Below are 12,497 nucleotides of genomic sequence, written 5' to 3'. Positions count from 1 at the left end.
TACCAAATACTACTACAGGGTGGTCGTTAAAAAGCCTGGAGCCAAAGGGGTGACGTGTTTTTGTTATCAAACCAAAGAGACAACTTATAAAGAGCCATCAGGAGCGTCAAGCGTCTAACGGTGCTTATAGAGGGATTTACTGGGAAGTAAGGCCTTGATCCTTTAGCATTTACCTCAAAGGCCGTGTACAACAAAGCACGCAAGGCTTGGGCTATGAAACCGCGAAGGAGTCAAGGGTATGCCAGTCATCAAGGGAGCAGGGAGCATTTTAATGCTCACGCTCAGCACGCTATTCTGGGGGGTGCCGCTGATCGCGCTCACTTTTTTAAAGGTCGTCGTGCCGGGCCAACGTGCGAAACAGTGGCTTTTGGGCAAACTCTGCGCGGTCGCGCTCAATTGGATCGGGCTCAATCTTTGGTGGATGAAGCACTGGCTCAAACCCGATGTGTCGATCGACATCCCCGCCTCGCTTAGCCCAAACCAGTGGCTTTTGGTCATCTCCAATCATCGCAGTTGGACCGACATCTTCATTTTGTTCATGGCGCTTCACCGGCGTATTCCCATGCCGCGCTTTTTTCTCAAACATCAGCTCATCTGGATTCCCATCGTCGGACTGGCTTTCTGGGCGCTCGAATTTCCCTTTATGCGCCGTTTTAGCCGGGAACAGATTGCCAAAAACCCCAAGCTCGCTACTATTGACAGGGATTCGACCGAGCGCGTGTGCCGTCAGGCGCGCCACGCGCCCATTTCGATCTACAACTTTGTCGAGGGCACCCGGTTTAGCGTAGCTAAACGCGACGCCCAGCAGAGCCCTTTTCGCCATCTTCTACGCCCCAAGGCCGGTGGCGTGGCCCAGGTTTTAGGGCTTCTCGGCGATCAATTGGATGGTATCGTAGACGTCACCATCAGCTACACCAACCCCTCGCCGAACTTCTGGGGCTTTTTATGCGGCCAAGAGGCATCGGTTAGCCTGGTGGCACGACAGATCGCGATCCCCGAGTGGATGCACACCGCACATTATCATCAACAACCGCAGCACAAGGAACGCTTCCACGCATGGATCAACTCACTCTGGCAGGAAAAAGACGCGCTGCTGGAAACGCTGAGCGACCACGACTAGCACTTTGGGTAGGCGTTTGCTTGCTGGCGGCCTTATTGGCCGGGTGCGCCAGCTCAGCGCCTTCATCGAGCCAGCGAAGCCCCACCAGCAGCGCCTCGAGTGCCATCAACGGCGAATGGGTCGAGGTTAGCCGCGGGGATACGCTGGGTCAGCTAGCGGCGCGTGCGGGCGTACCCATCGAGCGTCTCGAGCGCTTCAACCCAGGGGTAAACGCCCAGCGCTTGGCGGTCGGTCAGCGTCTTTTGATCCCCACGCAGCAAGAGCGCGCGCCCTCCGGTGGGCCTTACCGCTACCAGATCCGCTCAGGGGATACGTTTTCCGGCGTGGCCCGCCACTTCGGCACGACCAGCGGGCGTATCCAGAGCGCCAACGCCGGCACCTCCCCTACCGCGCTGCGCGTTGGTCAGATCATTAGCGTGCCGCTTAGCGCGGGTTCCGCTTCGCGCGCCACGGCCTCTTCAAGCAGCTCGAGCGGTTCGAGCTCTTCGTCGTCGGCGGCGCCCACGCCAAGTGCAAGCGTGCCCTCATCGGCGCGCAATTGGCCCTGGCCGCTGGAGGATTACCGGATCGTGCGCCGCTTCGGCCCGGACAGCCGTGGTACGCTCCAGCCCATGCTACTGGCGACTCAATCCGGTGCCCGGGCGCAGTCGGTCGCCCCGGGCGAGGTACGCTTTGCCGACGGCATGCGCCAGCTCGGCGAGGTAGTGATCGTTCATCATGCCGACAACCTGCAAAGTGTCTACGCGCTTTGCGAGCGCATACTGGTGAGCACGGGGCAGAACGTAAGCGCCGGTGAGCCGCTTTGCGAGGTCGGCCAAAGCAGCGCCACCGAGCGCTATGATCTGTTGTTCGACCTGCGCCAGGCCGGTAAACCCATCGACCCGCGTCAGGTTCTTCGTTAACGCGTTCGTCGCTGAAAGCCCTTTCACTCGCCCATAAAAAACCCCGGCATCACCGGGGCTTTTTATGTCGGGGCTTTTTATGTCGGGGCTAGGCCGCGCGATTAACCGCGGTGGTAGCCCGGCGTAATGAAAGGCGTTTTAACGACCGTCATGGGCAGCTTTTTACCGCGTACCTCGGCGTAAACCACGCTCTCCGGTGCCTCCCATTCGCGGGTGACGTAGCCCATGGCGATGGGCTTGCCAACGCTTGGCCCAAACCCGCCGGAGCTCACTACGCCGACCTCTTCGCCCTGCTCGTCGAGCAGGCGCGCGCCTTCGCGCACCGGTGCGCGGCCCTCGGCAACCAGCCCTACCCGCTTACGGGTGTGATCCTTGGCATCGAGCTGATGGAGCACGACATCCGCGCCAGGGAAACCGCCGGCCCGCTCGCCGCCGTGTCGGCGCGGCTTACCCACCGCCCAGATCAAGCCAGCTTCGACGGGTGTGGTCGCCATATCCATATCATGGCCGTAGAGGCAGAGCCCAGCTTCCAGACGCAGCGAGTCGCGAGCGCCCAGGCCAATCATCTCGACTTCCGGCGCCTCCAAAAGCCCTTTGGCGAACGCTTCGCTGGCCTCGGCGGCCACCGAGATTTCGAAGCCGTCCTCACCGGTATAACCGCTGCGGCTCACCCAAACGTCTTGCCCCAGAATCGTGAAACGCCCGTGCTGCATGAACGTAAGCTCGCAGGCCTCGGGGCAAAGCCTGTGCATTACCTCCACCGCTTTGGGGCCTTGCAGAGCCAGCAGGCCACGATCGAGCACCTGAATGTCGTGGCTCGACCCGAGGTTGGCGCGCAGATGCGCAATGTCCTGGTCCTTGCAGGCGGCGTTGACCACCAGATAAAAGTGGTCCCCGGCGTTGACGACCATCAAATCGTCGATGATCCCGCCATCGGTGCTGATGAAAAGCCCGTAGCGCTGGCGCCCTTCGGCCAACCCCTCCAGGTCGGCCGGAATCAGCGACTCCAACGCCGCGGCGGTGTCCGGCCCAGAAACCAAAATCTGGCCCATGTGCGACACGTCGAAAAGCCCGCATTGGCGACGGGTGTGTTCGTGCTCTTTTTTCACGCCGAGCGGGTACTGCACCGGCATTTCAAAACCGGCGAAAGGCACCATTTTGGCATCAAGTGTTTGGTGCAACGCGTGAAGCGGTGTTTTGTGGAGTTCTGTCATGTCGTGTCCTCGCCATCGAAAGAGCCGGCAAGCAAACGTCGCTTCCCGGCTCGTATTTGGGGTTAAATCGATCAGCCCTTACTTGTCGTGATCCAACGCTTCGCCGGGCAGCACATCCTTACCGGCGAAATAGTCCTTGGCCAGTTTGAACACCACCGGCGACAGCAGCGCCAGCGCAATCAGGTTGGGAATGGCCATGAGCGCATTGAACGTGTCCGCCATCAGCCAGATAAAGCCCAACTGGGCCATCGCGCCAAGCGGCAGCGCCAGCACGAACAGCACCCGGTAAAGCATGATCGAGCGCGTACCGAAGAGAAACTGGAAGCACTTCTCGCCATAAAACGACCAGCCCAGAATCGTGGTGAACGCAAATACCGCCAGCGCAATCGCCACGATTTGATTACCAAAACCGGGGAGCGCCGCATCGAAAGAAAGCGCCGTCAGCGAAGCCCCTTCTTCACCTTCGAGCCATACTGAAGAGGTCAGGATCACAAGTGCGGTGATGGTGCACACCACGATCGTATCGATAAAGGTCCCCAGCATGGCGATCAACCCCTGGCGGACCGGGTTTTTGGTTTGCGCCGCCGCGTGGGCGATTGGTGCACTGCCGAGCCCCGCTTCGTTGGAGAAAATACCGCGCGCCACACCAAAACGGATCGCCGCCATGACCGCCGCACCGGCAAAACCACCGGCCGCCGCCATTGGATTGAAGGCGTAGTAGAAAATCAGCCTAAAGGCTTCACCGACCTGGTCGGCGTTGACGATCAGCACCGCCACCCCCGCCAGCACGTAAGCGATCCCCATAATGGGCACGAGCTTACCCGCCACTTTGGCGATACGCTTGATGCCACCCAGAATGACCGCGCCAGTCATCACCATGATCACCACGCCGGTGAGCCAGTGCGGCACGCCGAAGGTAGCATCCATGGCGTCGGCAACGGAGTTCGACTGCACGGTATTGCCGATTCCGAAGGCCGCCACCGCGCCAAAGAAGGCAAACAAAATCCCCAGCCACAGCCACTTTCTGCCCAGGCCATTTTTGATGTAGAACATCGGCCCGCCCAGGTGGTAGCCGTTGCTATCGGTTTCACGGTAGCGAACGGCGAGCACCGCTTCGGCGAATTTGGTCGCCATGCCGACCAGTGCGGTGATCCACATCCAAAACACCGCCCCCGGCCCACCGAGGGCGATCGCGGTGGCCACACCGGCGATATTCCCTGTGCCTACGGTGGCCGAAAGCGCCGTCATCAACGCGTTGAAAGGCGAAATTTCGCCGTCGTCGGTCGTTTGCTCGCTTCCTTTGCCGCGCTTGGGATCACGCCCTTGCCACATCAGTTTGAAGCCGGTACCAAGCTTACGGATCGGCATGAGCTTCAAGCCCGCTTGGAGATAAATCCCCACGCCGAGCAGCAGGATGAGCATTAACGGCCCCCACACGACCCCGTTAATGGCCTCGACCACAGTTGTTAGCGTTTCCACGTCGTTCTCCTTACCCTTGAGCATTTCAGGAATGCATGTTTATTCGATGTCATTATGGTGTCGTGATGGTGTCGATATCAGGTACGCCCACAAAGCCAGCCCGCCCTCGAGTGCACTTGGCAAACCCCGGATCGAGACGGTGATGCTTTAACACTTTAGAAGAGCTGATTGTGGAGCGTGTCTAGCACTTAAGCGTTCCTTACTCGGCTAAACGGCCGATAACCCTGTTTTACACTATTTTCCCGCTGGCTTGCCATGGACTTGACGCTTTTGCTGGGCAAAATCATGGCGAAGTGATTGATTCTATTTAATAGCCTACTGTTTCCAGGTAAATAAAAACGCCGTAGGCATCTTCTCATGCCACGCTATAGAAATTTGTTTCCTATGAGAAACACGGTACCATGGGGCTATCGGCCAGCACGTTTGAAGGGGTCGCTAAGGCCCCCAACAAGCGCTAGTATGTTTTGGCTTGGACAACCGTTTAATAGGGATACGACATGAGCAACCTTCCTGCGAATCTTCGCTACGCCAAAAGCCACGAATGGGTGCTTGACCACGAAGATGGCACCGTCACGATCGGTATCACCGACCACGCTCAACAAGCGCTTGGCGACGTAGTATTCGTCGAGCTTCCCGAGATCGGCCAAACGCTCACCAAGGGTGAAGAGTTTGGTGTGATCGAGTCGGTCAAGGCCGCCTCGGATCTTTACGCGCCGGTGGATGGCGATGTGATCGAGGTGAACGATGCGCTCGAAGACGCGCCGGAGACCGTCAACGAAGCGCCTTATGATGGCGGCTGGATCATGAAAGTCCGCGTCAGCGACCAGGACTTCGATGATCTTCTCGATGCCGACGCCTATCAGGCAACGCTCGCCGACGAGTGATTTTCAAGCGCCTGCCTACGCAGGCGCTTAGGTTTTGCCCCGCACGGTCTTCCCATTACGTCTGGAATCTTCTCATGTCCTTTGAAACTCGCCGCTTGGCCGAACTGGCCGATCACGATGCTTTTATCAAACGCCATAACGGCCCTAACGAGCGCGATGCCACGGCCATGCTGAGTGCGCTCGGCATGAAGCGCATCGAGGACCTGATCGAGCAAACCGTGCCGGGGGATATCCGACTAGACCGCGAGCTCGCCCTGGACGAGCCGCAAAGCGAAGCCGAAGCGCTCGGTTACCTAAGCCAGCTGGCGCGCCAGAACAAGGTCGCCAAAAGCTACATCGGCCAGGGGTATTACAACACCCACCTGCCCGCGGTCATTCAGCGTAACGTGTTGGAAAACCCGGGCTGGTACACCGCCTATACGCCTTACCAACCGGAAATTTCCCAAGGCCGACTCGAAGGGCTTCTGAACTTCCAACAGGTGGTGATGGACCTGACCGGTATGGAGCTTGCCAACGCGTCGCTGCTCGATGAAGCCACCGCCGCCGCGGAAGCCATGGCGCTTTGCAAACGCGCCAATAAGAAGAGCAAGTCCAACGCCTTCTTCGTTGCCGATGACGTTTTCCCGCAAACCGTCGACGTCGTCAAAACCCGCGCCGAGTGTTTTGGCTTCGACTTGATCACCGGCCCGGCCGACACCCTCGCCGAGCACGACGTGTTCGGTGCGCTGCTTCAGTACCCGGGCGCAAGCGGGACCATCACCGCGCTCGAGCCACTCGTAAGCGCAGCCAAAGAGCGCGGCATCATGACCTGCGTGGCCACGGACCTTTTGAGCCTGGTGCTCTTGAAAGAGCCGGGGGCGATGGGCGTCGACATCGTGGTCGGCAACTCCCAGCGCTTTGGCGTACCCATGGGCTTTGGCGGCCCCCACGCGGCGTTTTTTGCCACCTCGGACAAGCTCAAGCGCTCGATTCCCGGGCGTATCATCGGCGTCTCCCAGGACAGCCGTGGCAACACGGCGCTGCGCATGGCGATGCAGACCCGCGAACAACACATACGCCGCGAGAAAGCGACCTCCAACATCTGTACCGCCCAGGCGCTGTTGGCCAACATCGCCGGCTTCTACGCGACCTATCATGGCGCCGAGGGCCTGCGTAAAATCGCCGCCCGGGTTCACCGTCTCACCTCGCTGCTGGCCCAGGGCTTGAAACAGGCCGACGTGGCGCTAGATAGCGAAAGCTGGTTCGATACGCTTCGCCTGACCGGCGTGGATGCGGGCAAGATCCACGGCCGGGCGATGACCGTCGATATCAACCTGCACTACTTCGACAATGGCGACATCGGCGTAAGCCTGGACGAGACCACCACCGCTCACGACCTGGCGGCGCTGTTCGACGTGATCCTGGGCGACGAGCACGGCCTATCGATTCCGTCGCTCGAAGACCAGCTGTTCGAAAGCGCTCTTTCAGGCATCCCCGAGGCGTACCGCCGCGAAAGCGATTTCCTGACGCATCCCACGTTCCACCGCTACCGTAGCGAAACCGAAATGCTTCGCTACTTGAAGCGCCTGGAGAACAAGGATTTGTCACTTGCCCACGCGATGATTCCGCTGGGCTCTTGTACCATGAAGCTCAACGCCACCAGCGAAATGCTGCCGATTTCCTGGCCGGCCTTTGCCCAACTGCACCCCTTCGCCCCGCGGGATCAGGTCGCGGGTTATCATCAGATGATCGACGAGCTGGCCGCGTTTCTGGTCGAGATCACCGGCTACGATCACGTTTCGATGCAGCCCAACTCCGGCGCCCAAGGTGAGTACGCGGGGCTTCTGGCCATCCGCCGCTACCAGGCGGCCAACGGTGAAGGCCACCGCAACGTCTGCTTGATCCCAAGCTCCGCCCACGGCACCAACCCGGCATCCGCCGCCATGGTCAGCATGGACGTGGTCGTGGTCGAGTGCGACAAGCAAGGCAACATCGACCTCGACGACCTGATCCAAAAGGCCGAGCAGCACAAGGATCGCCTCTCGGCGGTGATGATCACCTACCCGTCGACCCACGGGGTGTTCGAATCCCACGTGCGCAAGGTGTGCGAGGTGGTTCACGAAAATGGCGGCCAGGTCTACGTCGACGGCGCCAACATGAACGCCCAGGTCGGGCTTACCCGCCCCGGCGATTTTGGCGGCGACGTATCACACCTGAATTTGCACAAGACGTTTTGCATTCCCCACGGTGGTGGTGGCCCGGGCATGGGGCCCATCGGCGTGAAAGCGCACCTGGCGCCTTACGTTGCCAACCACGTGGTCACCCCGATCAACGGCGTGAAAACCGAAGGCGGCGCGGTGGCCGCCGCGGCCTTCGGCAGCGCCTCGATCCTGCCGATCTCCTGGGCCTATATCAAGATGATGGGCGCTCGAGGGCTTCGTGAAGCCACCGAGTTTGCCATTCTTAACGCCAATTACATCGCCAAGCGCCTGGAAGAGAGTTACCCGATTCTCTACCGCGGGCAAAACGGCACCGTGGCCCATGAGTGCATCATCGATATTCGCCCGCTCAAACAGAATTCCGGTATTTCCGAAGAGGATATCGCCAAGCGCCTCATGGACTACGGCTTCCACGCCCCGACCATGTCGTTCCCGGTGCCGGGCACGCTGATGATCGAGCCCACCGAGTCGGAGTCGCTTTTCGAGATCGACCGCTTCTGCGATGCGATGATCGCGATTCGCGAGGAGATCAAGCGCGTCGAGAGCGGCGAGTGGCCGCTTGAGAACAATCCGCTGGTCAATGCGCCGCACACTCAGCGCGACCTGGCCGACAGCGAATGGGCACGGCCTTATGACCGCACCCTGGGCGCCTTCCCCTCCGAGGCAGTGATGGCGGCGAAGTACTGGCCGACGGTCAACCGGGTCGATAACGTGCTGGGGGATCGTCAGTTGATTTGTTCTTGTCCCAGCATCGATGAGTACCGTAACTAAAGCGCCCCCAGGCCAGAAAAGCGTTTAGCGCACTCTCAAAAAAGCCCCGGGACACGAACACCCCGGGGCTTTTTTATAGGTTTCAATGCCTGGCGGCTACTGGGCGATTTCCTGCAGACGCTGCTGTTTGAAGCCGTTGAGCAGCTTTTCGTAGCGTTTGGGCGGCGTCGAATCCCGCCGGGTCAGCACGTAAAGCACCTCATCCACGGCAACGGGGAGCGACAAGGCCCTCACCTGGCGCTGCCAGGGCGAGGTTTCGAGCACCAGCCGTGACACCACGGTAAAGCCAAGCCCCCGGGCCACGGCGTCGAGTACCATGCTCACCTCGTTGGTAAAGCCCTGGTGGCGAAAGTGGCTCATGGAGCGAAACTCGTCGGGGAAGTTGGCGCGCAGCAGGTAGTTGGCGTGATTGATCCCGTCGTAATAGTTGATAAAACCAAGCCCCATCAGCTCGGCAAGCGTAGTCCCGGCAAAGTCTGCCGGCACCACTAGACAAAGCGGCTCTTTATGCCACACCTCGCAGGAGACTTCGGCACTTTTGACCTGCTCGGTGACGATACCGATATCGTAGCGACCGTCCAGCAGGTCGCCGACGATTTCGTGGTTAAAGGCGAAGCTATAGCTCACCATGAGGTTCGGGTGCATTTGCTGCTGGCCCAAAATGAACGGATAGAGCATGAGCCCGACGCTTCCAGGCGAGGCGATCCGGCACTCACCGCTGTCGATCAGGTCATCGTCCAGGGCGTGGCGAAATTGCTCGTGCTCGGCAAACAGCTTCAAGGCATAGTCGTAGGCGCGCCGGCCGGACTCGGTCAGGGTAAAGCTTTTTCCCTTACGCTCGATCAGCGTTTTATCAAGATACCCTTCGAGCTTTCGAACGTGCTGGCTGACGCCTGGCTGAGTCATTTCCAGACGGCGCGCGGTACGCGTAAAGCTACCGGTTTCCACCAGCGTAATAAAGGTTCGAAAGTAGTGGGCATTGAACATGATGAGGGCCATAGCAAAAGTAACGTATGGTGTTTCAAACGCGAACACCAAAACGGTCAAGATTAGCATATCTGGCACGCCGAGGCGCCTTGCGCGTAGCCATTCGCCTGGGTGATAGTAGGGCAAGTCATTGTTATTCACCCAGAGAACGTTACACGAATGAACCAAGCCCTGGCCCCACGGCCCACGATTTCCAGCACGATTTCCCCTGAAGGCAGCCTCGAGGTGCTCTCGCAACAAGAGGTCTATCGCCTGCAAAGCACCTCTCAAACCGGGCTTCACGACCTGCTTCGCCGCTGCGCGCTGGCGGTACTCAACTGCGGGCGCCCCTCGGACGACAGCCTGGCGATCATGGAGGCTTACAAGGATTTCGACATCGAAGTGCTGCAGCAGGACCGCGGCATTCGGCTAAAGCTAACCAACGCCCCGGCGGAAGCCTTCGTCGATGGCCACATGATTCGCGGTATTCGCGAACATCTTTCGTCGATCCTTCGCGACATCGTTTACGTGTATAGCGAAATTCAGCGCCAGGACCGCTTCGACCTGACCACCGGCGAAGGCACGACCAACGCGGTTTTCCATATTCTGCGCAAGGCCGGCACGTTAAAGCCCGAGCTCGACCCGAGCCTGGTGGTGTGCTGGGGCGGGCACTCGATTTCCCGCGAAGAGTACGACTACTCCAAGGATGTGGGCTATCACCTGGGCCTGCGAGAAATGGATATCTGCACCGGGTGCGGGCCCGGGGCAATGAAAGGCCCCATGAAAGGTGCCAATGTGGCCCACGCCAAGCAGCGGCGTAAAGGTGGGCGTTATTTGGGGATCTCCGAGCCCGGCATCATCGCCGCGGAAGCGCCGAACCCGATCGTCAACGAACTGGTGGTCATGCCGGATATCGAAAAGCGCCTGGAGGCCTTCGTGCGCCTGGGTCACGGCATCATCATTTTCCCCGGCGGCGTGGGCACCGCCGAAGAGATCCTGTATCTACTGGGTATTCTGCTACACCCGAAAAACAGCGACACGCCCTTCCCGCTCATTTTCACAGGCCCAGCCGCCTCCGCCGCCTACTTCGAGAAAATCGACGAGTTTTTGGTGTACACCCTGGGCGAAGAAATTCGCCGCTACTACACCATCATTACCGGCGACCCGGTGTCCGTCGCCCGGCGCATGCGTGAAGGCATCGACGAGATCGCTCAATTTCGCCGCGAGCATCAGGACGCTTTCTATTTCAACTGGCGTCTTAACATCGCCCGCGAGTTCCAGGCCCCCTTCGAGCCGACCCACGAAGCGATGAAGAACCTTGCCCTGCATCGCGACCAGCCCACTCACGAACTGGCCGCCAACCTGCGCAGGGCGTTTTCCGGCATCGTGGCGGGTAACGTGAAAGAGCCGGGCATTCGCGCCATCAAGGCCCATGGTCCTTTCGTGCTCTCCGCCGAGCCGGAGCTCATGCGCCGCCTGGACGAGCTTTTGAGCTCCTTCGTCGCCCAGGGGCGCATGAAACTCGACGGCGAGCCCTATACGCCCTGCTACGTGCTCGAAAACTGATCTTGAACGCATGACATAAAGGATGAACCCGTGATCATCGCGCTATTCACGCTATTGATAGCCGGAGTGGTGAAAGGCGCAATCGGCTCCGGCGTGCCGGTCATCGTCGTGCCGGTGTTTACCATGCTTTACAACGTGCAGACGGCCATCGCGCTACTGGTGGCCTCCAACCTGTTCAGTAACGCCCTCCAGGCCTGGCAGCACCGCCGCCACCTGCTGCCCATCCGGTTTTTGATGGTGTTCTCGCTGGCAGGCTGCGCAGGGATCGTCCTGGGTACCTGGGGGCTGGTAGCGCTCTCTCACGATACGCTGTCATTAGGCGTGGCCGGGGCAATCGTGCTTTATCTCGTGATCAAGCTATTGAGGGGGAAGATGGCGCTTTCGATGGCGATGGCCGACCGGCTCGTACTGCCGGTGGGGCTAGTCGGCGGCATACTTCAGGGGGCAGCGGGCATGTCGGCGCCGGCCTCGATTACCTTTTTTAACGCCATGCGGCTCGAGCGGCGCGTGTTCATTGGCTCGATCTCGGTATTTTTCTGCGCCATTACGCTGGCCCAAATACCGGCACTGCTGGCTACGGGTATTCTAACCCTCGAGCTTGGCGCCTATAGCCTGGCGGCATTCGCCATAATTGCGCTGGGCATGCCGCTGGGCGCCGCCCTTGGCAAGCGCCTGCCATTTGCGTGGTTCGATAAGCTGATCATGCTGCTACTGGCCGGTATCGCGGTTAAAATTCTCACCGAGGTATTTGTCTAGCCCGCGTGGAACATTTAGGCTCTGTCTGAAAAGTGCCTGCGCTCGACAATACGGCGTTAAAAATTGGCTCGCGCGCGAGTCCGATCAAAATACTCATTTACACATGTAAACTCCGTTTTTTCGCCAATTTTTGCCTTGTCTTGTCTTCGCTCGTCGACTTTTCAGACAGACCCTCGCGCAAAGTGCTGGCTAATTACTATACTGATTCATACCCGCTATTAAGCACCCATAAGGAAAGGATACGACCCAATGGAAATGATCAACCAGCTTCAGGAAGGCCCGACCAAAGCATTCGCCAAACACTGCTTCGAGGCCCATTCGCCGGAAGAGCTCGAAGCCGCCGCCGAAGGCGCGCCGGATGAATCGGAGATGGAGCACTGGGGTATCGACGCCGGCCAATGGGAAGAAGCGGTCACCACCGCCCTGGCCGACCACCGCGCTCAGGAAGAATAAGCCCCAAACGCGAACGGCCGCCGCTTGCTTTAAGCGGCGGCTTTTTTGATTCAGCAAGCCCGCTCGGAATCAGCGTCTCTGGAGGTCATAATGCGTAAGTGGATACTGCTGGCGCTCTTCAACTGGCTACGAAAGCCCGCCAACCGGCAAAAGGCGAAAAACGCTTGGGATAAGTATCGGGGTAACGC

Annotated in this window: 10 protein-coding genes; 7 read left to right on the top strand and 3 right to left on the bottom strand. The window is 59.4% G+C overall.

Features of this window, described 5'->3' with window-relative positions:
- Positions 1-238: 238 nt before the first annotated feature.
- Both ACWFVE_RS08355 and ACWFVE_RS08350 read left to right on the top strand, forming a co-directional pair.
- Positions 239-1,120, top strand: coding sequence for an acyltransferase (locus ACWFVE_RS08355; RefSeq protein WP_447528815.1), 882 nt, complete (start codon positions 239-241; stop codon positions 1,118-1,120).
- Positions 1,121-1,140: 20 nt separating this feature from the next.
- Entirely contained in the window at positions 1,141-2,022 is an 882-nt protein-coding gene (locus ACWFVE_RS08350) for a LysM peptidoglycan-binding domain-containing protein (protein ID WP_447528814.1), read from the top strand.
- 101 nt (positions 2,023-2,123) lie between these two features.
- Here ACWFVE_RS08350 and gcvT read toward each other — a convergent pair whose 3' ends face one another.
- On the bottom strand, positions 2,124-3,236 hold the full coding sequence (gene gcvT / locus ACWFVE_RS08345; protein ID WP_447528813.1) for a glycine cleavage system aminomethyltransferase GcvT: 1,113 nt from the start codon (positions 3,234-3,236) through the stop codon (positions 2,124-2,126).
- 78 nt (positions 3,237-3,314) lie between these two features.
- The gene (locus ACWFVE_RS08340) at positions 3,315-4,715 is read right to left on the bottom strand and encodes an alanine/glycine:cation symporter family protein (RefSeq protein ID WP_447528812.1); all 1,401 of its coding nucleotides are present in this window, start codon (positions 4,713-4,715) and stop codon (positions 3,315-3,317) included.
- A gap of 497 nt (positions 4,716-5,212) precedes the next feature.
- On the opposite strand from ACWFVE_RS08340, the gene gcvH reads away from it, so the two are divergent.
- Together gcvH and gcvP are read left to right on the top strand one after the other, a co-directional pair.
- A complete protein-coding gene (gene gcvH, locus ACWFVE_RS08335) occupies positions 5,213-5,599 on the top strand; it encodes a glycine cleavage system protein GcvH (protein ID WP_447528811.1) in 387 nt (128 codons plus the stop codon).
- A gap of 74 nt (positions 5,600-5,673) precedes the next feature.
- Entirely contained in the window at positions 5,674-8,568 is a 2,895-nt protein-coding gene (gene gcvP, locus ACWFVE_RS08330; RefSeq protein WP_447528810.1) for an aminomethyl-transferring glycine dehydrogenase, read from the top strand.
- A gap of 96 nt (positions 8,569-8,664) precedes the next feature.
- Here gcvP and ACWFVE_RS08325 read toward each other — a convergent pair whose 3' ends face one another.
- Positions 8,665-9,555, bottom strand: a complete 891-nt coding sequence (locus ACWFVE_RS08325; protein ID WP_447528809.1) for a LysR family transcriptional regulator — start codon at positions 9,553-9,555, stop codon at positions 8,665-8,667.
- A gap of 159 nt (positions 9,556-9,714) precedes the next feature.
- Here ACWFVE_RS08325 and ppnN point away from each other — a divergent pair, with 159 nt between their 5' ends.
- The 3 genes from ppnN (at position 9,715) to ACWFVE_RS08310 (ending at position 12,309) form a co-directional block, all read left to right on the top strand.
- Positions 9,715-11,100, top strand: a complete 1,386-nt coding sequence (gene ppnN, locus ACWFVE_RS08320; RefSeq protein WP_447528808.1) for a nucleotide 5'-monophosphate nucleosidase PpnN — start codon at positions 9,715-9,717, stop codon at positions 11,098-11,100.
- Positions 11,101-11,130: 30 nt separating this feature from the next.
- Positions 11,131-11,856, top strand: coding sequence for a sulfite exporter TauE/SafE family protein (locus ACWFVE_RS08315; protein ID WP_447528807.1), 726 nt, complete (start codon positions 11,131-11,133; stop codon positions 11,854-11,856).
- A gap of 249 nt (positions 11,857-12,105) precedes the next feature.
- Positions 12,106-12,309, top strand: coding sequence for a hypothetical protein (locus ACWFVE_RS08310; RefSeq protein ID WP_447528806.1), 204 nt, complete (start codon positions 12,106-12,108; stop codon positions 12,307-12,309).
- The last annotated feature ends 188 nt before the right edge of the window (positions 12,310-12,497 follow it).

Source organism: Vreelandella mediterranea (assembly GCF_970647075.1).
This window is presented reverse-complemented; position numbering and strand designations above follow the sequence as displayed.

Bases quoted from the DNA above. Each gene is read 5' to 3' on its own strand.
- ACWFVE_RS08355 (WP_447528815.1), top strand. From the start codon at position 239: ATGCCAGTCATCAAGGGAGCAGGGAGCATTTTAATGCTCACGCTCAGC.
- gcvT (WP_447528813.1), bottom strand. From the start codon at position 3,236: ATGACAGAACTCCACAAAACACCGCTTCACGCGTTGCACCAAACACTT.
- gcvH (WP_447528811.1), top strand. From the start codon at position 5,213: ATGAGCAACCTTCCTGCGAATCTTCGCTACGCCAAAAGCCACGAATGG.
- gcvP (WP_447528810.1), top strand. From the start codon at position 5,674: ATGTCCTTTGAAACTCGCCGCTTGGCCGAACTGGCCGATCACGATGCT.
- ACWFVE_RS08325 (WP_447528809.1), bottom strand. From the start codon at position 9,555: ATGTTCAATGCCCACTACTTTCGAACCTTTATTACGCTGGTGGAAACC.
- ppnN (WP_447528808.1), top strand. From the start codon at position 9,715: ATGAACCAAGCCCTGGCCCCACGGCCCACGATTTCCAGCACGATTTCC.
- ACWFVE_RS08310 (WP_447528806.1), top strand. From the start codon at position 12,106: ATGGAAATGATCAACCAGCTTCAGGAAGGCCCGACCAAAGCATTCGCC.